The sequence below is a fragment of the Rhizobium changzhiense genome (assembly GCF_013087625.1).
GTDB classification, from domain to species: domain Bacteria; phylum Pseudomonadota; class Alphaproteobacteria; order Rhizobiales; family Rhizobiaceae; genus Rhizobium; species Rhizobium sophorae.
In genome coordinates this window covers 674,621-699,188 of the sequence record NZ_JABFCQ010000002.1, presented here as the reverse complement: position 1 = coordinate 699,188, position 24,568 = coordinate 674,621, and the positions used below count along the sequence as shown (strand labels likewise).

Below are 24,568 nucleotides of genomic sequence, written 5' to 3'. Positions count from 1 at the left end.
ATCGCTTGTCACCCCTCAGTGAGTTCGATCAATTCGCGCAGCAGAACCGCGTCGTCGGACGCGGCATGGCCGTCAGGCCGCAAAACATGGGCAAGCCATGCTCCGTCTGCTGCCAGGCGAACGATCTCGAGCCGCATTCCGGCGTCGGTTTCGGCGTGCCTGACAAGCCGGTCATTCATCCATCTGTGCCAGAGGCTCTTGGAGTAGGGGTCGGCAAGCACGGTCATGGTTTGCGCCGACCATGGGCTGTTGTTGAGGGCGCGGTCGGCAAACAGGGTGCGGACATAGGCGCGGGTGAATGTGCCGCGGCCGCCCTTATCCTTTTCCAGTTCCTGGTCGATTTCGCGGTCGAGGTTTTCCATCATGCCGTCGAACACGGCCTCTATAAGCGCCTGCTTATTGGGGAAGTGGTGAAACAGACCTCCCTTGGTCACGCCGGCTGCGCTGGCGACAGCCTGCAGGCTGACGGCGGCCAGACCATGCTCGAGCGCAAGCTTGGTGGCGCAATCGAGAAGAGCCTGCCGCACGACATCCGGCTGTTTCTTTCTGTTGCGGGGGCTATCTACCAATGCATGACTCGTGTTCGAGATGAGCTTCGTGACGATCAGTATCACTCCCGGGATCGCGGTTCCATGGGCACGCTGAACGTGATAAAGCTATCATACCAACCGGTAGGTATCTTGCAAAGCGGAAAAATATCGACTATCTGTCGGCTCAGAGGCCCGCCGAACGTCATGTCGGCGGGCTGTGCTTTTTTGGACGACATTGGGGCCACCTGGAAGGCTGATGACCATGCTTCTTCATACGAAATCATTGCGTTACGCGCTGACCTTGGCGCTGCTTCTCAGTGCAGGCCTGCCGGCTTCCGCCCAGGAAGGCGGGGCGATGCCGCCTGCCGCCGTCAGTGTCCTGACGCTTAGCAGCCGCCCCGTTCCTGTGGTCAGCGAACTGCCCGGCCGCATTGCCGCAACGCGCGTTTCCGAAGTGCGGGCCAGGGTTTCCGGCATCTTGCAGCAGCGGATCTTCGAGCAGGGCAGCCTCGTTCATCAAGGCGATGTGCTCTACCGGATCGATCCGGCGCTGTTCCGCGTCCGGGTGGCAAGTGCGGAGGCAAGCCTCGATCGCGCCAAGGCGACGCAGCTGAATGCTCGCCAGCAACTGGACCGGCAGAAGTCGCTGCGGGACCGCGATGTTGCCAGCGGTATCGAATACGATGCGGCAGCCGTCGCCCTTGCCCAGGCCGATGCCGATGTCGCGCTGGCGCAGGCCGCCCTCGACGAAGCGAAAATCAATCTCGGCTATACCGAAGTTCGTGCGCCGATATCAGGCATCATCGGCGGCGCACTGGTGACGGAAGGCGCGCTGGTGACGGCCGACGCCGGCGATGCGCTGGCGATGATCCAGCAGATCGACCCCGTCTATGCCGACTTCACGCAATCTTCCGGAGACCTGCTGGCGCTGAAGCGGGCGGTCGAGAATGGCAGCCTCACATCGACCGAACCAGGCAAGGCCGATATCAAGCTCGTCTTCGATGACGGCACGGTCTATGGCGAAGCCGGCAAGCTGCTCTTCAGCAGTGCCAGCGTCGATGCGACGACGGGCCAGGTCACCCTTCGCGGTGAATTTCCCAATCCGAAGGGCGATCTGCTGCCGGGTCTTTACATCAGGGTCCGCATCGAACAGGCCGTCCGTGAGAAGGCAATCCTCATCCCGCAGCGCGCCGTCATCCGCACGGCCGACGGCAAGGCGCAGGTCTATGTCGTCCAGGAGGGAGACGTAGCACAGCCGCGTGACGTGGAGCTCGGTCAATCCTTCGGTAATGAATGGGTGGTCGAAAGCGGCCTGTCATCAGGTGAGCGTCTCGTTGTCGACGGCAGCCAGAAACTGCAGCCGGGCGCACAGGTCGCGCCGGAAGAATGGCGGGATGGCCAGCTCGCGTCCGGTGACGCCAAGAAGCCGGAGTAGGATCGATGGCACGTTTCTTTATCGATCGCCCGATCCTTGCCTGGGTCTTTGCGATCTTCATCTCCATAGCCGGCCTGATCGCGCTGCCGTTCCTGCCGGTCGCGCAATATCCGAAGGTCGCGCCGCCGCAGCTCAGCATAACCACTAGCTATCCCGGCGCATCGCCGCAGGACATCTATCAGGGCGTCACTCGCCAGATCGAGGAGGAGCTGAACGGGGTCGAGCACCTTTCCTATTTTGAGTCGACCTCCGATACATCGGGCGCGATGACGATCACCGCGACCTTTGCCGCGGGCACTGATATCGACCAGGCTTCCGTCGACGTTCAGAATGCCATCCGTCGCGTCGAACCGAGGCTGCCGCAATCCGTCAAGGATCAGGGCATCACCGTCGAGGAGGCGTCCTCAGGCTTCCTGATGTTCATCTCGCTGACCTCGACGGACGGGAAGACCGACGAGGTGGCGCTCGGCGATTATCTCAACCGAAACGTCATCGGCGAACTGCGCCGTCTTGAGGGTGTCGGCCGCGCGCAGCTGTTTGCTTCGCAGCGGGCGATGCGCATCTGGATCGATCCCGACAAGATGGTCGGCCTGAGCCTCACCGCGTCCGACATCAGCGCGGCGATCTCGGCGCAGAATGCCCAGGTGGCGGCGGGCCAGATCGGCGCGGCGCCCAATCCGATCTCGCAGGACCTGACGGCGACGGTGCTGGTCAAGGGGCAACTGACCGACATCAAGGAGTTCGGAGACATCGTGCTGCGCGCCAATGCCGACGGATCGAACGTCCGGCTGCGCGACGTCGCGCGCATCGAAGAGGGCGGCGAGAGCTACAGCTTCTCCACCCGCTTGAACGGGCAGCCGAGTGCGGCCATCGCCATCCAGCTGTCGTCGACGGGCAATGCCGTCAATACGTCCAACCTGGTCAAGGCGAAGATGGAGGAACTGTCACGCTTCTTCCCTGATGGCGTCGAATATTCCGTTCCCTACGACACCAGCCCGTTCGTCTCGGCATCGATCGAGAAGGTGGCGCATACGCTTGCAGAAGCCGTCGCGCTCGTCTTCGTCGTCATGCTCATCTTCCTGCAGAGCTTCCGCTACACTATCATTCCGACGCTCGTCGTGCCCGTCGCGCTGCTCGGGACGCTGGCTGTCATGTATGCCGCCGGCTTCTCGATCAACGTGTTGACGATGTTTGCGATGGTGCTTGCCATCGGCATTCTCGTCGACGACGCCATCGTGGTGGTGGAAAACGTCGAGCGGCTGATGGCGGTGGAAGGGCTGTCGCCGAAGGAAGCGACCAAGAAGGCGATGCGGCAGATCACCGGTGCGATCCTCGGGATTACGCTGGTTCTCTCCTGCGTCTTCGTGCCAATGGCGTTCTTTCCGGGCTCGACCGGCATCATCTACCGTCAGTTCAGCCTGACCATGGTCGTATCCATCCTGTTTTCGGCCTTCCTGGCGCTGTCGCTGACCCCGGCGCTTTGCGCCACTTTCCTGAAGCCGATCAAGGGTCATCACGAGAAGAAGGGCATCGCCGGCTGGTTCAACCGCAATTTCGACCGGCTGACCGGCCGTTATGCCCGCACCGTCGAAGGACTGGCCAAGCGCTCTTGGCGGGTCATGGCCGTTTATGTCGCGCTGCTCATCGGCCTTGGCTACCTCTTCGTCAACCTGCCGAGCAGCTTCGTGCCGGATGAGGATCAGGGCTTCCTGATCGTCGACGTGCAGGGACCGCCTGAGGCGAGCCGCAACCGCACGGTGGCCTCGCTCGAAAGCATCGAGGCGATCTTCAAGAAGGAGCCGGCCGTTGCAAACGTCGTCGCGATCCAGGGCTTCAGCTTCTCGGGGCAGGGACCGAACGCTGCCCTGGTGTTCGTCACGCTCAAGGACTGGGCCGAACGCGGCGCCGGCAATTCGGTACAAGAGATCTCCAACCGCGCCAACATGCAGTTGTTTGGGCTGAAGGACGCCACATCCTTCGCGCTTTCGCCTCCGCCGATCGAAGGGTTCGGCACGACCAACGGCTTCACCTTCCGTCTGCAGGATCGCGGAGGGAAGGGCCAGGCGGCACTGACCGAGGCGGCTGGCATGCTGATCGGCAAGGCATCTGGGAATCCCATCATCGCCGGTATCCGCCCGGAAGGCATGCCCGACTCGGCCCAGCTTGTGCTGGTCATCGACCGCGAAAAAGCCAATACCTTTGGCGTCGCCTTCGCTGACATCAACAGCACGATCACCGCCAATCTCGGTTCGAGTTATGTCAACGACTTCCCGAATTCGGGCCGCATGCAGCGCGTCATCGTGCAGGCGCAGGACAAGAGCAGACTTCAGGCGGAAGACCTGATGAAGCTCAATGTCCGCAATGCAAGCGGCGGCATGGTGCCGCTATCATCCTTCGCCGTCGCCGAATGGCAGAAGGGACCGGCACAGATCGTCGGTTATAACGGCTACCCTTCCGTGCGTATCTCCGGCGCTCCGGCGCCTGGATATTCATCGGGCGCGGCAATTGTCGAAATGGAGCGGTTGGCCGCGGAACTTCCCGACGGCTTCGGCTTCGAATGGACCGGCCAGTCGCTGGAGGAGCTAAGATCGGGATCGCAGGCGCCGTTCCTGTTCGGCCTCAGCATTCTCTTCGTCTTCCTGCTGCTGTCGGGGCTTTACGAAAGCTGGTCCATCCCGTTGTCGGTGATGCTGGTCGTGCCGCTCGGCGTCATCGGCTGCGTGCTCGCGGTGATGAGCCGCGACATGTCCAACGACATCTACTTCAAGGTCGGCCTGATCGCGATCATCGGGCTGTCGGCGAAGAACGCCATTCTGATCGTCGAATTCGCCAAAGACGGCTATGCAGAGGGCAAATCGCTGATGGAGGCCGCGATCGAAGGCGCCCGTCTGCGCTTCCGGCCGATCATCATGACCTCGCTCGCTTTCACATTGGGCGTGGTGCCCCTGGCGATCGCCACCGGGCCAAGTGCGGCGAGCCAGAATGCCATCGGCACGGGCGTGCTCGGCGGCATGATCTCGGCGACGGTGCTGGCGATCTTCTTCGTTCCCGTCTTTTTCGTCTTCGTGCTGCGTCTCTTAAGGACGAAGCGGCCGGAGACTGTGAACGAGGAGACGCCGGCCGCGCAGGAGCCGGCAACCGTCACGTCGCCGACCTGAGGTGAAGAATTGGCGGGTGCCTTGCGCAACCCGCCACCTTTGCGCCGGTCCGCTTTGAGGAATTATGCCGTCGGCTTCGGCGTGATCGTCACGTCGGCGCCATAAGCATCGCGCAGTTCGCCTTCCTGTCCGGGCTGCCGGTCGGCCGCCTGATGCAGCAGGATCGACTCGTACCCTTGCGAGCGCGTCCCCTCGATCAGGGTGATATCGGCGTTTCCGGGATTGTCGGAGCGCTCGAACCACTCGACCGGGCGGTGCAGGAAATTCATTTCGACCGCCCGGTTGGTAACGCCATGACCGACGATCACGACGTTGTGGTCGCTATTTTCAGCGTCGTGCATGACGGTCTGGAGGAACAGGCGCACCCGCTGGGCCACATCCGCCCGGCTTTCGCCATCCGGCGGCCGTGCGTAGAACTTGCCGCTGTTGCTGCGCAGCCTCGCCCATTTCTCGAACTCCTCGGGAAACTTCTGCTTCTGTTCGGCGTGGTCGTAGATTTCGGTGAAGAGACCGAAATCCTGCTCGCGCAGCAGATAATCCTCCCTGATATCGCCGACAAAACTTTCCGGCAGGGCTTCGAGCAGCGCATCCTTGCTCTGCCGGGTCCTCAGAAAGGGTGAATACCAGATCTGCAGCTTGCCGAAACCCGCGCTCGGCAATGCCTTGAGATAGGACGCGATCACGCCGCCTGCCTCGAGTGCCTGCCGATGGCCCCACTGCGTCAGCGGCACGTTGTGATCGCCGAATTGGCGGTAGGCCTGTTCGTTGATGTTGCCGAGGGATTCGCCGTGGCGAACGAGAAAGAGACGCATCAGCCATCCCGCATTGTCGGATATGGAATCGCCATCATCATGAACGCCCTCAATGCACAGGGCAACCTTGTCGGCGGGCCTGGCGGTGACGGGCATACTGCCCGCACGGCGACGGGCATTCTGCCCGCGTGGGATGAACAGGTTTGCAGGGCTTTTCCCCAGCTTGTCATCTTCCTGAAACACGAGTCTGGTTTTGGAAGGCTAGATGAAAGATGGGACATGAGCGGCAGCTCGTGAAAGACATGATGGAACCCAGACATTTCCGCACGCTCTTCATTTCCGATGTCCATCTCGGCTCCAAGGCCGCGAAGGCCGACTTCCTGCTGGATTTCCTCCGCCACCACGAGGCCGATACGATCGTGCTCGTTGGCGACATCGTAGACGGCTGGCGCCTGAAGCGCAGCTGGTACTGGCCACAGGTCTGCAACGACGTCGTCCAGAAACTGTTGCGCAAGGCGCGCAAGGGCACGCGCGTCGTCTATATTCCCGGCAATCACGACGAATTCCTGCGCGCCTTCCCGGGTATGCATTTCGGCGGCATCGAGGTCGTCGAGCGCATGATGCATGACGGCGCCGATGGAAAAAAATACCTGATCCTGCATGGCGACGAGTTCGACGTCGTGGTCCGCAACGCCCGGCTGCTCGCCTACCTCGGCGACTGGGCTTATGACACGGCAATCCGCATCAACATCATCCTGGCGGCGGTGCGCCGCCGGCTCGGCATGCCCTACTGGTCGTTCTCGGCCTGGGCGAAGCTGCAGGTCAAGCATGCCGTCAATTTCATCGGCGAATTCGAGCGCGTCGTGGCCGAGGAAGCCCGCAAAAACGGCGCTGACGGCGTCATCTGCGGACATATCCACCACGCCGTGATCCAGGACATGGACGGCATCCGCTACATCAACACCGGCGATTGGGTGGAAAGCTGCACGGCGGTTGCCGAACACGAGGATGGCACCTTCGAACTGATCACCTGGCGGTCGCTCGCCAGCAGTGTGCCGGCGCTTGCAGCCATCGAAATGCATGACGAGGGTGAGCTGGCCCCGCAGGCCGCCTGATTTTGGCGACCGCGCTTTACAGCGCCGCGCATCTTTTGAGACGCGCAGAGGACGCCTTAGCACCTTTGAAATTTTGCCGTAGGAATTTAGCCGTTACCGTCAGGCGACAGGCCCTATTTATTTTCTAAAACGTTTCAGAACGGCTATTTCTCGCAATAGCCGCCTCCAGGGTGGTGTGTTAGGACAACGACCAGTTTCCTTCAGGTCCCCCCATGATTCCCGCTCAAAATTCTCCGACGGGTGAGGGAGCGCCGCCGCGCTTCCGGCTGCTCAGCGCGCTTTCCTATTGCGCGCCGCTGCTCGTCAACGGCATCGTCCTGCCGTTCTTCCCCGTCTGGCTTGCGGGCCACAGCTTCAGCGACCATGAAATCGGTGTCATCCTGGCCGTTCCCATGGTGGTGCGCGTGCTTGTGGCGCCTATTGTCGCCATGATCGCCGACCGGATGAAGGAACGCGCCGACGTGCTGCTCTGGTCAGGCGGCCTGTCGCTGCTGACGGCGGTAGCACTCTATTGGACGACGACTTTCTGGCCTGTCTTCATCGTCTTTACGCTGCAGGGCGCCACCTTCGCGCCCTATGTGCCGGTCGTCGAATCGATCGTCATATCGGGCGTGCGCCGCTGGGGGCTCGATTACGGATCGATGCGGGTCTGGGGCTCGATTGCTTTCATCGTTTCGACGCTGGTCGGCGGCGAACTCATCAACCAGTGGGGCGGGGGGATGGTGCTGCCGATCATGATGTTCGGCTTTATCATGACCGTGGTCATGGCGATCTTCTGCCCGCGCATCGGGCCGACGCGGCGGCGAGGCCAGCCGATCGATCTTCCGGCCGCCACCGGCAGCGGCCTGCGTGAGCCGCACCTGCTGCTGCTCTTGATCGGCGTCGCCATCCAGCAATCGAGCCATGCGGTGCTCAACGCCTTCTCCTCGATCTACTGGCATCACCTCGGCTTTTCCGGCACCGAGGTCGGCCTGCTCTGGAGCGCCGGCGTCGCTTCGGAAGTGACGGTGTTCTTTCTGTCGAAGCGTCTCAGCCGTCGCTTCGACGCCTGGACGCTGATCCGCTTCGGCTGCGCCGTCAGCGTCTGCCGCTGGATCCTGTTTCCGATGAATACGGGTTTTGCCGGTTTCTTCCTGCTGCAATGTTTCCACGGTTTCACCTATGCCTTCGTGCATACCGGCGTTCAGCGGCGGATCGTGGCGACGGTGCAGGAGACGCAGGAGTCCTCGGCACAGGGCGCCTATTTCTTCTATGTCGGCATGGCGATGGCGCTGATGACCCTGGCGTCGGGTTATCTCTATGCCTGGCTCGGCGTCGTCAGCTATTACGTCATGGCCGTCGTGGCGTTCGCCGGCCTCGGCCTCGTTATCTCAGCCTATTACCTTCAGCCCCAAAGGCTAGTTTCGGGCGGAAATACCAGGGAAGCGGCGTAACGCAGGCCAGGTTCGCGGTCGCGAGCAAGTAGCAGCGGACCATCGAGATCGACGAAATCGGCATTCTGGGCGAGCAGAACGGCGGGCGCCATGGCAAGCGAGGTGCCGACCATGCAGCCGATCATGATGCTGAATCCAAGCCGTTCGGCCTCGGCCTTCATCGACAACGCCTCCGTCAGGCCGCCCGTCTTGTCGAGCTTGATGTTGATCGCGTCGTAGCGGTCGGCAAGGCTTGCGAGATCGCCGGTGTGGTGGACGCTCTCATCGGCGCAGACGAGGAGCGGGCGGCGGATTTCGGCGAGCAGCCCATCGCGGCCGGCCGGCAGCGGCTGCTCGACGAGGGCGATGCCTGCTTCCGCGGCGATATGGAGATGACGCTCCAACACCGCTTCCGGCCAACCTTCATTGGCGTCGAGGATGATTTCGGCATCGGGCGCGGCGGCGCGGACGGCGCGGATGCGGCTTTCATCGTCGCCGGTGCCGATCTTGACCTTCAGCAGGGCGCGGCCGGCATGCTCGCGCGCCTGGGCGGCCATCACCTCCGGCTCACCGAGCGAGATGGTGTAGGCTGTGGTGAGCGGCTGCGGAGCGGACAGGCCGAGGCGGACGGCGACACTGTCTCCCGTCCGCTTCGCCTCGAGGTCCCAAAGGGCGCAGTCGACGGCGTTGCGGGCCGCACCCGGCGGCATGGCCGACAGCAGGTCATGGCGCGAGATGCCGGCCTCGATCAGCGGTCGCGCCGCCTCGATCTGGGCGAAAACACTCTCCATGGTCTCGCCGTAGCGGCGGTAAGGCACGCATTCGCCGAGCCCCTGTGCACCCTCTTCGATAAGCGTGCAGGTGATGACCTCGGCTTCGGTCTTTGCCCCGCGCGAGATGGTGAAGGTCCCGGCAATCGGAAAGGAATTCATCTGGATATCGAGGGTGCGCGGCATTATTGCTCTCCTGCAAGCATGGAAATTGCACGGTGCTTCTGTATATTGACGCGCCGGGCGACGAACGATCTGCTTCGCGATTCGGCGATGTCGCTGTAAGCCTTGAAAGACACAAGTATCTTGAACGCCGAGAATCGCAACGCCGCCTCCCTTGATGTGGACGACCAGGCTGATGGCTCGGGACAGCGTGTGCGTCTTCAGGGAAATTGGCGCAGCGCCTACATCCATCTGGTGCTGCGCGATTTCGAAAAGCTCCTGCAGAAGAAGACCGGCGACCTGACGGTAGACCTCTCGGATATTTCGGAGATCGACACAGCCGGCATCTGGCTGCTGTGCCGGCTGAAAAAGCAGGAAGAGGCTGGCGGGCGTACGGTTCGCTTCGAAGGCACCAATCCGCATATCGACGAAATGCTGGAGATGTTTTCCGAGGAGCCGGCCAAACCCGAGCCGGAGCAGACGGAAAAAGTCTCGCTTGCCGCGCGCATATTCGCGCCGATCGGCAGGATGACCTACGACCTCTGGGACAATTTCGCCGCCTCCATGTATATCCTCGGCTCGGCGGTGCGCGGCGCGCAGATGAAGTTCGGCCGCGGCAGCGGCGTTTCGCCAGCCTCCATCGTCAACCAGATCGACCATATGGGCGTTCGCGCCGTTCCGATCATTCTGTTGATGTCGTTTCTGATCGGGGCGATCATCGCCCAGCAGGGCGCCTTCCAGCTGCGTTATTTCGGCGCGGAGGTTTTCGTCGTCGATCTCGTCGGCATCCTGCAATTGCGCGAAATCGGCGTGCTTCTGACCTCGATCATGATCGCCGGCCGTTCCGGCAGCGCCATCACCGCCGAAATCGGCTCGATGAAGATGCGCGAAGAGATCGACGCGCTGAAGGTGATGGGGTTGAACCCCATCGGCGTGCTGATCTTCCCGCGGCTGGTGGCGCTGACCATCGCGCTGCCGCTTTTGACGGTGCTCGCAAATTTCGCTTCGCTGGGCGGGGCTGCCGCTGTTGCCTGGGGCTATTCCGGCATCACCTTCGCCAACTTCCTGTCGCGCCTGCACGAGGCGGTGACACTGTCGACGGTGCTCTCAGGCATGATCAAGGCGCCGTTCATGGCGCTCGTCATCGGCATCGTCGCCGCCGTCGAGGGGCTGAAGGTCGGCGGCAGCGCGGAATCGCTCGGCCAGCATGTGACGGCCGCGGTGGTGAAGGCGATTTTCGTCGTCATCCTGATGGACGGGCTTTTTGCGATGTTCTATGCAGCGATCGATTTCTAGGATGGCAGACCGCGTGGACGAGAAACCGATCGATACGGAAGACAAGGACGAAAGGGACATCGTGTTGTCGGCGCGCGACGTCACCGTCGGCTTCGGCTCCAAGGTCGTGCTCGACAATCTGAACCTCAATATCTATCGCGGCGAGATCCTCGGTTTCGTCGGCGCGTCGGGCACCGGCAAATCGGTGTTGATGCGCACGGTGCTCCGGCTGTTGCCGCGCCGCTCCGGCACGATCAAGATCCTCGGCCAGGATTTCGACGAGCTCGATGAACCGCAGCGCAACGCGCTTGACATGCGGCTCGGCGTGCTGTTCCAGCAGGGGGCACTGTTCTCGTCGCTGACGGTCAAGGAAAACATCCAGGTGCCGATGCGCGAATATCTCGACCTGCCGCGCTCGCTGATGGACGAATTGGCGCATCTGAAGATCCGCATGGTCGGGCTTGCGGCCGACGCCGCCGACAAATATCCGTCCGAGCTTTCCGGCGGCATGATCAAGCGCGCCGCCCTTGCCCGCGCGCTGGCGCTCGATCCGGAACTCGTCTTCCTGGACGAACCGACCTCGGGTCTCGACCCGATCGGTGCGGCCGAATTCGACGAACTGATCGCCAACCTGCGCGATAGTCTTGGACTGACCGTGTATATGGTGACGCACGACCTCGACAGCCTGTTTTCGGTCTGCGACCGTATTGCCGTGCTCGGAAAGAAACGGGTAATGGTGGAAGGCACGATCGAAGACATGCTGGCCTATGACGATCCGTGGGTGCAGGCCTATTTCAAAGGTAAGCGGGCGCGGTCGATCGTGCCGCAGGACGATGGCGCGCGGCACGGCAGCAGCGGGAAGTGACCGGATAAGATGGAAACCAAAGCCAATTACACAATTGTCGGTTTTTTCACGGTGCTGGTGATCGCGGCGGCCTTCGGCTTCGTTTACTGGATGGCCGAATATGGCCGCGGCGGCCCGATGACGGAGCTGATCGTTCGTATTCCGGGCTCGGCCAACGGGCTTAGCGTCGGCTCGCCGGTGCGCTTCAACGGTATCCAGATCGGCTCGGTGCAGACGCTGTCGATCGATGCCGACGATCCGCAATATTCGCTGGCCTTCACTCAGGTGCGCACCGATGCGCCGATCTACCCCTCCACCAAGGCCGCCCTTGAAATCCAGGGTTTGACCGGGGCTGCCTATATCGAACTCTCGGGCGGTCGCAAGGGCGAGGAAAGCATCCTCCAGCATGCGATCGACAATAACAAACGCGCCGTCATCGTCGCCGACCAGTCGAGTGTCACCAATCTTCTGGCGACCGCCGACAAGATCCTCGATCGCGCCAACGACGCGGTCGGCGAGCTTCAGGGTTTCATCGAAGATTCGCGCGGGCCGTTGACCGAGACTTTCAAGAATGCCGAGACGTTTTCGGATGCGCTTGCCAAGAATTCCGGCAATATCGATGCCTTCCTGCAGAGCGTGGGTGAGCTCTCCAATACGGTGAAGGCGGTCTCCGGCCGTGTCGATTCGACGCTTCAAGCTGTCGAATCGCTGGTCAAGGCGGTCGATGCGCAGAAGATCGACAACATCGTCTCCAATGCCGAGAAGATCACCGCCAATGTCGCCGATGCCTCGGGCGACCTCAAGGGCGCGATCCAGAAGTTCGACCAGACGGCCACCACCTTCAACGATTTCGGCAAGCAGGCTCAGGTGACACTCGACCGCGTCGATACGCTCGTTGCCCAGATCGACCCGGCGAAGGTGAAGGGTTCCGTCGACGATATCGCGCAGGCGACCAAGGATGCGCGCGCCGCCGTCGCCTCGATCCGCGATGTCGCCAACACGGTTTCGGCGCGTCAGAAAGATATCGACCAGACGATCCAGGACGTGTCGCAGCTTTCCAACAAGCTGAATTCGGCCTCGACCCGAATCGACGGCATTCTCATCAAGGTCGATGCGCTGCTTGGAACCGACAATACGCAATCGCTGTTCACGGAAGCGCGCAATACGCTGGAATCCTTCAAGAAGGTCGCCGACAACCTGAACTCTCGGATCGGGCCGATTGCCGACAATCTGCAGAAATTCTCGAGCGGCGGCTTGCGCGACGTGCAGACTCTCGTCAACGACATGCGCGGAACCGTGAGCAATCTGAACGATACGATCACCAACTTCGACCGTAATCCGCAGCGCCTGATCTTCGGCGGGGACACGGTGAAGCAATATGACGGCCGGACGCGGCGTTAACTGGGAAATCAGGGGTAGCCTAATATGGTCGCATCGCATCTGTTGTCGCGCCGTTCTTGGATCAGGGGAACGGTGATCGCGCTGCCGCTGACGGCGCTGATCCTTTCGGGGTGCGGCACCGCGGCCAAGAACGACACCTATGACCTGCCCGCTGCCGTCGACGGCAGCGGACCCGCGGCCAAATCCCGCCAAATTCTGATCGCCAGCCCCACGGCGCTAAGGTCGCTCGACAGCGAGCAGATCGTCATCCGTGTTTCGCCGTCGGAAATCCAGTATCTCTCAAAGGCGCAGTGGGGCGACAAGCTGCCGCGCATAGTGCAGTCGAAGCTGGTGGAAGCCTTCGAGAACTCGGGCAAGCTCGGCGGCGTCGGCATGCCGGGGCAGGGGCTGGCGATCGACTACCAGATCGTCACCGATATCCGCGCCTTCGAGATCGATGCTTCGAACAGCAACCAGGCAGTGGTCGAAATTTCCGCCAAGATCCTCAACGATCGCAACGGCTCGGTGCGCGCTCAGAAGGTGTTCCGCGCCATGGCGCCGGCCGGCGGCGACAATGACGGCTTTGTCAAGGGCCTCGACCGCGCCTTCTCAACGGTTGCCTCCGAAATCGTCACCTGGACGCTGCGCTCAATTTGAATTGGAATTTCGAGGCCGCCCAGTGAATATCGGGGGTTGTCGATTTTGAAAAATATTTGATCCCATGGCATGGGTGTCGTCATCGTATTCAATTTCTTCATGAATTTATGGAACGCATCATACAATCCCTTTTCAGGAGGAATGTTGCATGGTGGCTGCACGAGTCTTCGGGAAATCGTCATCGGAAGCGATCCAACGCGAAAATGATCGCCTGGCTGTGCTGCAGCAACTCGACATCCTCGACACGCCGAGGGACGAGGGCTTCGAGCGGATCGTACGGCTGATAAAGGAGATATTTTCCATCGACATCGGCATCGTGTCGCTGATCGATGCGCATCGGCAATGGTATAAGGCGTGCTCCGGCCTTTCGGCCGACGAAGTGTCGCGCGAAGACACGTTCTGCCGCTATGTCGTGGACTGTGAAAAGCCTGTTGTCGTGCAGGACGCCACCAAGGACTCGCGGTTTTCACAGCATCCCGCGGTGACGGGCGAGGACAATATTCGTTTTTATGCCGGTGTGCCGTTGAGAACAAAAGCCGGGCACATGATCGGAACGGTATGCGCCATCGACCGCAGGCCACGATCATTCGGCAACCGAGATCTCGGCATTCTCGAGGAACTGGCGGGGGCCGCGATGGACCGCATCGAGCTCATGCAGTCGGCCGCGATCGACAGCCTCACCGAGGCGATGACGCGGCGTGCCTTCAAGCAGGAGGCGGAGCAGCTGATTTCGCTCGCTTTGCGACACCAACACGACCTGTCGTGCATCGTCTTCGATATCGACCATTTCAAGCAGGTGAACGATACGCATGGGCATGCGGCAGGAGACGAGGTTCTCAAGGCGGTCGCATCGACTTGCAAGACGGCCCTTCGAGCCGGTGATCTGTTCGGCCGTCTTGGCGGCGAGGAATTTGCCGTCATCCTGCCGCATGTCGATCGGGAAGGTGCCGTCGCCGTCGCCGAGAAACTCAGAGCCGCCGTCGCCTCTCAGATCATACGCGGCGATCATGGCACCCTGACCGTAACAGCCAGCTTCGGAACGTCGGCACTCTCGATCGTCAGCAAGGAGATCGAGACCCTGCTGGCTCAGGCGGATGCGGCGATGTATCAGGCCAAGCATGGCGGACGGAATCGTTGCGTGTCGTGGAGTTCCATCCACGCCGATCACGCCATTGGCGCTCGGCGGCGGGTGCTGAAGGCGGGTTCGATCCTGTTCAACGATCGACGCTCGACCATCGACTGCACCGTCAAATCCATCGGCTCGGAGAGCGCCGGCATCTCAGTCTCCAATACATCAGGCATTCCTTCGGAATTCATCCTGGCCATCAAAGGCGAAGGATTCGAAACGAATTGCCGGGTGATCGCGCAAGACCGCCAGCATCTGGAAGTAGCTTTCAGGTAATCTGTCGACGAGTCACCGCTCATCAACTACTTCGTCGGCTGCGAATCCGTCATCGTCGCTCCCGGCTGGCTGCCCGGTGTCGTGGATGCCGTGGCGGTCGATGACGATGACAGCGTGCTGTCCAGCAGACTTGCCATCTTGTCATCGCGTATACTCGCGGTTTTTTCGCCCATGACGACGCCGACCACGCGGCGGCCATCCTTCAGGGCCGAGGTCACGACGTTGTAGCCCGATGCATCGGTGTAGCCTGTCTTGATGCCGTCGACGCCATCATAGCGATACATGAGGTTGTTGTGGCCGCGCAGCTTCATGCCGCGGAATTGGAAGCCGCGCATGGAGAAGAGCTTGAACTCCTCGGGGAAGTCCCGCATCAGCGAAACGCCGAGCGTCGCCATGTCCCGCGCCGTGGTGACCTGCTCGGGATCGGGAAGGCCCGACGGGTTCTTGAAGACCGTATCCTTCATGCCGAGCTGGCGCGCCTTGTCGGTCATCGTCTTGGCGAAGGCCTGTTCGGTGCCGCCAAGCTGCTCGGCGATCGCCACAGCTGCATCATTGGCGGAGAGCACGACGACTCCTTCGACGGCTTCGCGCAAAGTCACCTTGCGGCCAACGCCGACGGCGAGCTTGAAGGGCTCCTTGCTCTCGGCATTTTCCGACATGGTGAGCTTCTGGTCCCAGTTGAGGCGTCCGTCATGCAGGGCTTCGAAGGCGAGATAGAGCGTCATCATCTTGGTCAGCGACGCCGGGTAGTTCAGATCGTCCTGGTTGGAACCTTCGAGGACCTGGCCGGACTGCACATCCACGACGAAGCTTGCCTGGCCTGCCTGAACCTGAGTGAAAGCACCCATCAGGAAAAAGGAGGAGAGCGCGGTGGCAAGGAGCCGGGATGTCGTCTTGGTCATCAATGTTGCTGTCTCTGTCGTTTGGATGGCGGAGTGAGCCGTTCTGTTTGAATATGAGCGGATCAGAAAAGTTTGTGACGGAATGAAGGACAGGGGGCAATAAAAAAGGATCATCCACAGCTGATTCCTTTTGTCTCACCCTCTTCGGTTTTGACAATGATGCGGACTGCACGTAAAAAAACGCGCCATGAGCATGAAGCGCGCGTCTTTCTCCCGTCATATCAGCACCTGCCTGCAGGTCGCGATCGTGCGCGCTCTTGGCGGACGAGGTCTTCGCGTCCTGCTGTGACGCCAGGGCGCGAGGCGTCCGGCGCGCTGCTGGACGTAAAGCCCCTCACCACGTCAATCAAGGTTGCCAGGGAGACAGGCGCCGTGCTCAATCTTTATCATGTCAATTCGCTCGTCCATTGGGAGGAGCGCGAGATCCATTTGCGCGATCATATGATCGGCTTCTTCTCGCAAGAGGTCCGCAGGTTTCTCAGATCCGTCAATCCGGCCTGGGATGTCAGAAGGGTCGAGGCGCCGGCGCTGATGCCGCGATCGCTGGTTTCAAGCGCCTATTCGAACGCCGATATCTGGGTCCAGGAACAGCTTTCCGCCAGCGATGCCGCGCTGGTGCTAAGACCGGAGACCACGCCGTCGACCTACATCTACATGCAGCATATTCTCGGCAATCACTCGAAGACACGGCTGCCACTCTGCGTCTGGCAGGCGGGCCGATCCTATCGTCGCGAGCAGGAACAGCCGAGCAAACACATGCGGCTGAAGGAATTCTGGCAGCTCGAATTCCAATGTGCCTTCACCGCCGCTAGCGGCAACGACTATCACGCCGCCTGCCTCGAACCGGTGCGCCGCATGATCGCCTCGCTGATCCATCTGCCGACGCGGATCGTACCCTCCGACCGGTTGCCGGCCTATTCCGAGGTGACGATGGATATCGAGGTCGACAATGGCGACAAGTGGATGGAGGTCTGCTCGATCTCCCGACGCACGGACTTTCCACAGCGCTACCAGTCGCAGCCGAGGAAGGGAGCGGCCGTCGAGCACGATGTTCTCGTGCTTGAAATCGCCATCGGCCTCGACCGGTGTATCTATAACTGGAACATAGCGGCCGATCGGTGAGGGCATTGTAAAACGAAAGCCGCCTGACACCTGTTCAAGCGGCTTTCCCATATCTGGTTCAGATCAGCAAGTTCAGCCGAGCCTGCCTGCTGCATGAGCGAGCATGGTGTAGACCTTGCCCGTGTCCGAGGTGAGGTAGGATTGCGTCACCGTGCGGTTCGGGTCGGTGCGGGCGACATCGGCGAGCAGCTTTTCGAAATCACCGATGTAGCGGTCGACGGCTGTGCGGAATTCCGGTTCGCGGTCGTATTTGCGCTTGATCTCGTCGAAGGTCTGCTGGCCCTTCAGCGTGTAGAGGCGGCGGGTGAAGACGTCGCGCTCGCCGCGTTGATAACGGCGCCAGAGATCGACCGAGGCGTCGTGGTCGATGGCGCGGGCGATATCGACCGAGAGCGAGTTCAGCGATTCGACGACGTGGCGCGGATTGCGGCTGTCATTGCTGCGCGCGGTCGGTGCTGCAGTTTCCGCCGGGCGGGCCGGAGCGCGGGCAGCCGCCTCGTCAGCAGCCTCCTCACGCGAGGCGCCGCGCAGGAGATCGCTGATCCAGCCGCCGCTTTCCGGACGGGCCGGCTCCTGGCGACCTGTTTCCGGGCGACCTGTTTCCTGGCGAGCGGGGGCAGGCTGCGAGGCGGCGCGCTGGGAGGCGGCAGCCGGCGCAGACGGTGCGATCGTTCCGCGCAGACCTGTCGCTTCGATCGGCGGCGGCGCTGCCGGCTGCGGAGGCTGGGCTGCGACCGGCTGGGCGGGGCGGGGCGCCGGCTGGACCTGGGCGAGCGTGCGGGCGACGGGCTCGGAGATCTCGAGCTGCTGGCTGGAGCGGCCGACGAGTTGGGAGATATCCTGCAGCGCCTTGATCTGCTCGGCGACGGCCCGGCGCATGGCCGAGGCGCTTTCCTTGGCCTCTTCGGGAAGATCGAAGGCGCCGCGCTTCAGTTCGGCGCGGGTGGCGTCGAGTTCGCTGCGGATGTCGGCGGCGGAGCGGCGGATATCCTCGGTGGCGCCGGAGAAGCGGCCGACGGCATCATCGATCGCCTCGCGCAGCGCTTCGCGCATGTGCTGGGCGGCACCGTCGGAGGCGCGGCCGGCTTCGCCGAGCATGCGCTCGACCTCCGACAGCGAGGCGGTGAGACCACCGCGAATGCGATTGGAGAGATCGCCGGAGCGGCGCTCGACATTGGCGAAGGTGCCGTCGATCGTCGTATTGGCCTCGTCGCCGGCGCGGGTGATCGCCTCGCGCATCGTCTCTGCCGCTTCCTGGGCGCGCTTCTCGGTTTCGGTGAGAATGCGGCCGATATCGGCGAAGGAGGACTGCACGCCCTGGCGCAGATTGCCGGTGACTTGGGTCGAGCGCTGCTCTGCCCGCTCGAATACGGTTTCGATCATGCCGCCGAGGCCGCGCATGGTCTTTTCGATCTCGGCCGAGCGCTGGACGAGGCCGACGGAGAGCGTCTGCAGAGCGCTCTCGCGCTCCTCGAGTGTCGAGGCGAGGTTGGACTGGGCGGCACCGAGAAGCTGCGAGGCCTGGGTCAGGACCTTGGAGTGTTCGTCGAAGCGGCCGATGATGCTGCCGACTTGCGATAGCGTCTGGCCCGAAATGTCGGAGAGGCGGTCGACCTTGCCTTCGAGAAGCCTGGTCGAGGCCGAGACCATTTCAGCAGCCTTGGTGGCGGAATCGGCAAAGCGCGTCGTGGTATCGCCGAGACGGCCGTCGACGCTGGTCAGTTGCTCGGCGGCGCGGTTCATCATCATCGCCATCGCCGCGCTGCTTTCCGACATGCGCTCGACAAGGCCGTTGACGTTGCCGACCAGGCTGTTCTCGATGGCGCTGACGGCATTGGCGACATTCTCGGTGCGGGCGGCAACGGCGCTGGCGAGCGCTTCGTTTTCGGCGCGCAGACGATCGGCGCTGAGGTTGGCCGCGGCGGTGATGCGAGCGGCAGCCTGCTCGCCGGCATCGGTGTAGCGGTCGATGATCGGGCGGGCCGTTTCGTCGAGGATGCGCGTCAATTCGACCGAACGACCAGCGAGCATCGAGTTGAGGTCGCGGGTGCGTTCCTCGAGCGTCGAGCGGATCGAGTTGCCGCGCGCTTCGAGCCCCCGGTCGATCTCGGAGAACGTCGTATCGATCTCGCGGGCGCGCTCCTCGAGATTGGAGCGGATGGCGCTGCTGCGGGCTTCGAGCGCTCGGTCGACATCCGCCATGGTGGCGGAAATCTCGCTGCCGGCGCCTGACAGCGTCGAGCGGATGGCACTGCCGCGCGCCTCCAGAGACTGGCCGGCATCCGACAGCACCTTGGAGATGGCATTGACCTGCGTGCCGACAATGGTCTCGGCCTCGGCGACCTTGTTGACGATGGCGTTGCCGGCTTCCGAGAAGGTTTGGGCGACGGCAGCGGCCTGGCTTGCCAGCCGGTTCTGAGCTTCGGCGACCCGGGTGACGATCTGTGACGAGCGCTCATCCATGGTGCGGGTGAATTCGTCGCTTTTTGCATTGAGATCCTTGGCGAATTGCTGGCCGGTCTTGCCGAGCAGTTCGGTGGTTCTCGTCGCTTCGCCCTCCATTCCCTGGGCTGCGTCGGCAACCGCGCTGCGCAGCGTCGAGGCGAGACCGGCGGCCTTGCCTTCGATGGTGCGGTTGACGGCTTCAAGGCCGACGGTCAAGGCGCGGTCCATGGTCGAGAGACGTTCCTCGATGCGTTCATTGCCGCGGTCGAGGGTTTCGCCGAGGCTTGCAGTGCGGCCTTCGATGGCGCCCGTCAGGGTCGTGGTGCGGCTGTCCAGCGTCTCGGCCAGATTGGCGGTGCGGCTGTCGATCGCCTGAGTGAGGTTTGCAGCACTGCCTTCGAGCGTCGCCGAGATGCGCTGCGCAGCGTCGTCGCTAAGCGCACCGAGACGGGAAACGCCGTCGGCAAGCACGCCGGACAACTGGCTGCTGGCCGCTTCGACCTTTTCGGCAACGCCGCCAACGCCGTCGCGGATGCGGGTCTCGATCGCAGCAAGACCGGCTTCCACACGCGATCCGGTTTCTTCAAAACGGCCCGTCAGGCTTTCGACCGACCGATCGAGATGGGTGGACAAATCCTGGGTGGAGCTCGAAATCGCGTTTGCCGCCTCCTGGAAACGGCCGGCGATCTGGCCGGCGCCGGCATGCATGCGATCTTCCAATGTCTGGGCGCCGGCATCAATCGCCTGGCGGATAGCGGCTTCACGGTGCTCCAGCGACAATTCGAGCATGCCGACGCTCGTCGCCACCGAGGTGCCGATGCTGGTCGCCTGTTCGGCCAGCGTATCGCTGATCAGCGCATGGGCCTGGTTCAGCGACAGGTCTATGGCGTTGGCGCGGTCTTCGAGCGTCGTGCGGATGCGCTCATGGGCAGAGGCGAGCCCGCCCTCGATGCGCGCCGCGGCCTCGTCGGCGAGGCCCCCGAGCCGCGTATGTGCATCGGTCAGGCGGCCTTCGATGCGGCCGGTCAAGCCGCCGACGAGATCCTCGAAGCGGTCGCCGCCGGCATCGAGAACGCCCGAGAGGGCGGCGCTATGTTCGGAAAGCGCATTTTCGAGCCGCTGCTGATTGTCGGTATAGGCGGTGCGGATCGCATCGGTCTTGTCGGAGAAGGCGCCGGCCACTCGTGCCTCGGCACCGGAGACGGCCTCCATGATGGCGTTGCTGCGGGCTTCGAGCACACTGTCGAAGCGGCTCTGGTTATCGTCGAGCGAAATGGCGAGCGCCATGGTCTTTTCATCGAGCGTATCGGTGAGCCGATCGTGGGTTGCCGTTACGGCGCCGATGATCGCGGCGGTGCGGTGGCCCAAGGCTTCTTCGAGGCGGGCCTGGCCTTCGCTCAGCGAGGAGGCGAGGGCGGCGGCCTTCTGGTCGAGTACACCGTTCAGGCCGTCATGCGTGCCGGAGACCGCATTGGTGATCGCATCGGCGCCTGTTGTCAGCGTCTCCTCGAGACGGCTCTGGCTCTCGTTCAGCGAGATGGCAAGCGCCATCGCCCGATCGTCGAGTGTCTCCGACAGGCGGTCGTGCGTGGCGGAGACCGCATTCAGGAAGGACTCTGAGCGGCTATCCAGCGTATCCTGCAGGCGGCTCTGACTCTCGTTCAGGGAGGCGGTGATCGCCGTCGCCTTTTCGTCGAGCGTCTCCGAGAGACGGTCGTGCGTGCCGGACACGGCCTTGAGGAAGGCTTCGGAGCGTGCTTCCAGCGTGTCTTCGATCCGCGATTGGCTCTCATTGAGCGAGATGGCGAGCGTCATCGCCTTCTCGTCCAGCGTTTCGGACAGACGGTCATGGGTGCCGGAGACGGCATTCAGCAGGGCCGTCGAGCGGGTTTCCAGCGTGTCCTCGATCCGCGTCTGGGTTTCGTTGAGCGAGATGGCGAGTGCCATCGCTCTTTCGTCGAGCGTTTCGGAGAGGCGATCATGGGTACCGGAGACGGCATTCAGCAGCGCTGCGGAGCGGGTTTCGAGCGTATTCTCGATACGGGCCTGGCCTTCACTCAACGAGGCGGCAAAAGCTGCCGCCTTGCCGTCCAGCGTCTCCGAGAGGCGGTCATGGGTGCCGGAGACGGCGTTCAGCAGGGCGGCGGAACGGGTTTCAAGCGTATCCTCGATGCGGGCCTGGCCTTCGTTCAAGGAAATGGCGAGCGCCATCGCCTTCTCGTCGAGCGTCTCGGCAAGGCGGTCGCGCGTGCCGGATACAGTGTTCAGAAGTGCCTCGGCGCGCGTTCCAAGCGCATCCTCGATGCGGGCATGGCGCTCGTCGAGCGAGGTTGTAAGGGCCGCCGCCTTGCTGTCCAACGTTTCCGACAGGCGATCATGCGTGCCGGAGACGGCATTGAGGAAGGCCTCGGAGCGCGTCTCGAGCGTATCTTCGATGCGGGCCTGGTTTTCGCTGAGCGAAATGGCCAGCGCCATCGCCTTCTCGTCGAGCGTCTCGGAGAGGCGATCATGGGTGCCGGAGACGGCGTTCAACAAAGCTTCGGAGCGGGTCTCGAGCGTGTCCTCGATGCGGGCCTGGCTCTCGTTCAGAGAGATGGCAAGCGCCATCGCCTTTTCATCGAGCGTCTCGGCAAGACGGTCATGGGTGCCAGAGACGGCATTGATGATGGCGTCGGAGCGGGTCGTCAGCGCTTCCTCGAAGCGGCCGTGATGGGTGGTCAGCGCCTCGAGCAATGCGCCGCCGCGCTCTGCCATGACGCTGTCGATACGGCCGTGGGCCGTGCCGAGCGCCTCGCTGATTTCGGCCGCGCGGGCGGTAAGCACGCCGCTGAGCTCCTCGGCGCGACCGCCGAAGGCAGCGGTCACCTGCTCGGTGCCAGAGGCAACGGCCGTCGTCAGATCGGTGGTGGTGGTGCGCAGCGTGTCGCGGAATTCGGCCGAGCGTGTCTGAAGGTTGTTCTGCAGCTCGGAGGTGCCGGTCGCAAGCGTCAGCGCAATTTCCGAAGTGGCGCTCTGCAGCGCCGAGGTCAGCTCGCCGGTGCGGCTGGTGAGTGCCGTGGTGATTTCGTCCACCCGGTTGCCGAGCGTGCTTTCCAGCACTTCGTGGCCGGTGGCAAGCGCGGTGGCAAGCGCCAGCGACTGGTCGCTCATCGACGAACCGAGCCGGTCGATGCCGGTATTCAGGATGCCGTCGATTGAATCCGAGCCGCCGGTCAGCGTCTCGTTGATACGGGCGAGGCTCTCCATCAGCTTGGTGTCGAGCGAGCCGGTGCGTTTGTCGAAGGCGCTGGTGAATTCGGCGACGCGTTCGTCGAAGGCGGTCGACAGCTGGGCGACGGTCGTCTGCAGCCGCTCCTCGAAGAAGCCGGAGCGCACGTCGAGATCCATGACGGCGTCGTCGGCGGTGGTCTGCAGGCTCTGGCGGAAGCTTGCGCCCTTTTCGTCGAGCGCGCTGTTAAGCTTCGACAGAACGTCGTCGAGCGTGCCGCCGATGGTGCGTTCGCCTGACGTCAGGCTCTCATTGATCTCGCGGGTGCGGGCGATCAGGATCTCGTTGAGCTGGTGCGTACGCTCGTTCAGCGCCGCATTCAGCTTTTCGGTGCTGCTGTCCATGGTCGAGGCGCGCGTCTCGAACTGGCTAAGCAGCCTTTCGCCATGGTCGTTGAGATTGACGGAGAGGGCTTCGAGGCGGTTGTCGAATTCGGTGGCCAGCGCAAAACCCGATGCGTTCAGGGTCTGCAGCAGGGTATCGGTCTTGGCTGCGAGCAGGCTGCCCATCGACTGCAGGGCGCTGTCCGACTTTTCCAGGATCGTCGCGGCGCGTGTATCGATCAGCGAGGCGAAGGCTTCACCCGACGTGGCAAGCCGCACCGCGATCTCTTCGGTCGCAAGCGACAGCTCTTCCTTCAACTGGTCGTGGACGCTGCCGATCGAAGTGCGGATACGGTCGGCATGGTTGACGATCGCCTCGCGCTCGGAGCCGAGTTCGTGGACAAGGCCGCGAACGCGCAACTCGTTGTCGGCATAAGAACGCTCAAGCGCATTGACTTCGGAATGAACGAGCGTTTCCAGCTCGGAGGCACGCGCGATGGTGCGCTCGATGCCTTCATTCATAGCCGAGACCTCACGGCGCACGGCCTGGCCGACGGTCATGATGCGCTCGGAGGCTATGGTTTCCGGCTCTGCCAGGCGCAACGCCACCTCTGCCATGGAGCGGGCGGCGTTGCGCATGTCCTGGGCGCGGGAGATCATGATGGCGAAGGCATAGAACATCATCACGGGAATGATGATGCCGACGAGGCCGGCGATAACGCCGGGCAGGGCGACGAGATCGGCGAGCGAACGGATCTGCCAGATCTGTGGAGCATAAAGCAGCGACATCAGGCCGAGGCCGGCCATGACCCAAAGCACGGAAAACAGGGTGGCGGTGCGCACCGCCGAGCGGCTGGAGGCGCCGTCAAAGGATTTCAGGATCGAGGCGGGCGTATTGCGGCTGGCATCGTTGGCGGGCGCGAAGGCCGGACCCCTGGAAGCCTGCTCGCCGGCGGCACCGCGGCGGCTGCGGCGCTGCGCTTCTTCCTGGGCCTGCTGGTTACGCGCATTTACTGGATCAGACACATTAGCCTCCGGGGCCTGGGGCGCGTCGCCACGGCGAGACGGTACGTTATCCTTGCTAAAGTCGATCTGGAGCGCCTCGTCCAATGCCTTGAACGCCTTGTCCTCAATTGACTCGTTATATTTGTTGTTCGCCATTCGGTTATGCCTCGTTACTGTCAGCCAGTCCGACAGCGCATCCTGGGCTTCCGCCTCACCCGGGAACAACTTTGCCGTTCCAGCCTTCCATCCCAACGAAGGACGGATAAGCATGTCATTTCAGAGTAGATAGCCGCTTTTTCAAACGGAAGGTATCAAAACACTACCATTATCCACTCGCTCGGCAAAGGCGCGTACCATAAACCCGCTCCACCAGTATCGTAGTGACACATCTGGGCTCTTCACACAATTAATGAAGGCTTGAGATTCACGGCACGTTAACCCGTTGTTAACACCTTTGAATCCTAGGCGCGGCTTAAAAACCAATAATTTAGGGATATTTAACGGATGTTAACCATATGGCGAGATTTCCACCCTGAATGTGCCGGAATTTAACGTGATGGCCACCCTCCTGTCGCAGAACTGTTGCAACTGCGGACGACAGAGACGGGAGA

At 62.4% G+C, this 24,568-nt stretch carries 16 protein-coding genes; 11 read left to right on the top strand and 5 right to left on the bottom strand.

From position 1 onward, the window contains the following. Positions 1-8 precede the first annotated feature (8 nt). Positions 9-569, bottom strand: coding sequence for a TetR/AcrR family transcriptional regulator (locus G9X68_RS12805; protein WP_171602661.1), 561 nt, complete (start codon positions 567-569; stop codon positions 9-11). 217 nt (positions 570-786) lie between these two features. Here G9X68_RS12805 and G9X68_RS12800 point away from each other — a divergent pair, with 217 nt between their 5' ends. Next, a complete protein-coding gene (locus tag G9X68_RS12800) occupies positions 787-1,965 on the top strand; it encodes an efflux RND transporter periplasmic adaptor subunit (RefSeq protein WP_171602660.1) in 1,179 nt (392 codons plus the stop codon). 5 nt (positions 1,966-1,970) lie between these two features. Then, positions 1,971-5,123 (top strand): efflux RND transporter permease subunit, encoded by a 3,153-nt coding sequence (locus G9X68_RS12795; protein WP_171602659.1) that lies wholly within the window; start codon positions 1,971-1,973, stop codon positions 5,121-5,123. Between the two features lie 62 nt (positions 5,124-5,185). Here G9X68_RS12795 and G9X68_RS12790 read toward each other — a convergent pair whose 3' ends face one another. Beyond that, a complete protein-coding gene (locus G9X68_RS12790) occupies positions 5,186-5,935 on the bottom strand; it encodes a histidine phosphatase family protein (protein ID WP_171602658.1) in 750 nt (249 codons plus the stop codon). Here G9X68_RS12790 and G9X68_RS12785 point away from each other — a divergent pair. From G9X68_RS12785 to G9X68_RS12775, 3 genes are all read left to right on the top strand, one after another. Further along, entirely contained in the window at positions 5,912-6,172 is a 261-nt protein-coding gene (locus G9X68_RS12785) for a hypothetical protein (RefSeq protein WP_171602657.1), read from the top strand. The two genes, G9X68_RS12790 and G9X68_RS12785, sit on opposite strands and share 24 nt — an antisense overlap. Then, positions 6,148-6,990 (top strand): UDP-2,3-diacylglucosamine diphosphatase, encoded by an 843-nt coding sequence (locus G9X68_RS12780; RefSeq protein WP_168311198.1) that lies wholly within the window; start codon positions 6,148-6,150, stop codon positions 6,988-6,990. Before G9X68_RS12785 ends, G9X68_RS12780 begins: the two co-directional genes overlap by 25 nt. 212 nt (positions 6,991-7,202) lie before the next feature. Next, positions 7,203-8,423 carry an MFS transporter gene (locus G9X68_RS12775; protein WP_171602656.1) on the top strand — a complete coding sequence of 407 codons (1,221 nt, stop codon included), beginning with the start codon at positions 7,203-7,205 and terminating at the stop codon, positions 8,421-8,423. Here the strand turns inward: G9X68_RS12775 and dgcA are convergent. Continuing rightward, positions 8,375-9,358: an N-acetyl-D-Glu racemase DgcA gene (gene dgcA, locus G9X68_RS12770; RefSeq protein WP_171602655.1), complete on the bottom strand. Its 984-nt coding sequence runs from the start codon at positions 9,356-9,358 to the stop codon at positions 8,375-8,377. The two genes, G9X68_RS12775 and dgcA, sit on opposite strands and share 49 nt — an antisense overlap. A 102-nt stretch (positions 9,359-9,460) precedes the next feature. On the opposite strand from dgcA, the gene G9X68_RS12765 reads away from it, so the two are divergent. The 5 genes from G9X68_RS12765 (at position 9,461) to G9X68_RS12745 (ending at position 14,892) form a co-directional block, all read left to right on the top strand. Then, positions 9,461-10,630, top strand: a complete 1,170-nt coding sequence (locus G9X68_RS12765) for an ABC transporter permease (protein WP_171602654.1) — start codon at positions 9,461-9,463, stop codon at positions 10,628-10,630. A gap of 1 nt (position 10,631) precedes the next feature. After that, positions 10,632-11,474 (top strand): ABC transporter ATP-binding protein, encoded by an 843-nt coding sequence (locus tag G9X68_RS12760; RefSeq protein WP_171602653.1) that lies wholly within the window; start codon positions 10,632-10,634, stop codon positions 11,472-11,474. Positions 11,475-11,483: 9 nt separating this feature from the next. Next, positions 11,484-12,854, top strand: coding sequence for an MlaD family protein (locus G9X68_RS12755; protein WP_171602652.1), 1,371 nt, complete (start codon positions 11,484-11,486; stop codon positions 12,852-12,854). A 24-nt stretch (positions 12,855-12,878) separates the two neighbouring features. Continuing rightward, on the top strand, positions 12,879-13,490 hold the full coding sequence (locus G9X68_RS12750; RefSeq protein ID WP_171602651.1) for an ABC-type transport auxiliary lipoprotein family protein: 612 nt from the start codon (positions 12,879-12,881) through the stop codon (positions 13,488-13,490). A 148-nt stretch (positions 13,491-13,638) separates the two neighbouring features. After that, a complete protein-coding gene (locus G9X68_RS12745) occupies positions 13,639-14,892 on the top strand; it encodes a sensor domain-containing diguanylate cyclase (protein WP_171602650.1) in 1,254 nt (417 codons plus the stop codon). A 26-nt stretch (positions 14,893-14,918) separates the two neighbouring features. On the opposite strand, the gene G9X68_RS12740 is transcribed toward G9X68_RS12745, so the two are convergent. Further along, positions 14,919-15,794: a D-alanyl-D-alanine carboxypeptidase family protein gene (locus G9X68_RS12740; protein ID WP_171602649.1), complete on the bottom strand. Its 876-nt coding sequence runs from the start codon at positions 15,792-15,794 to the stop codon at positions 14,919-14,921. Between the two features lie 372 nt (positions 15,795-16,166). On the opposite strand from G9X68_RS12740, the gene G9X68_RS12735 reads away from it, so the two are divergent. Then, positions 16,167-16,916: an aminoacyl--tRNA ligase-related protein gene (locus tag G9X68_RS12735; RefSeq protein ID WP_171602648.1), complete on the top strand. Its 750-nt coding sequence runs from the start codon at positions 16,167-16,169 to the stop codon at positions 16,914-16,916. 72 nt (positions 16,917-16,988) lie between these two features. Here G9X68_RS12735 and G9X68_RS12730 read toward each other — a convergent pair whose 3' ends face one another. Next, positions 16,989-24,113 (bottom strand): apolipoprotein A-IV repeat region-like domain-containing protein, encoded by a 7,125-nt coding sequence (locus G9X68_RS12730; RefSeq protein ID WP_171602647.1) that lies wholly within the window; start codon positions 24,111-24,113, stop codon positions 16,989-16,991. Positions 24,114-24,568: the final 455 nt, after the last annotated feature.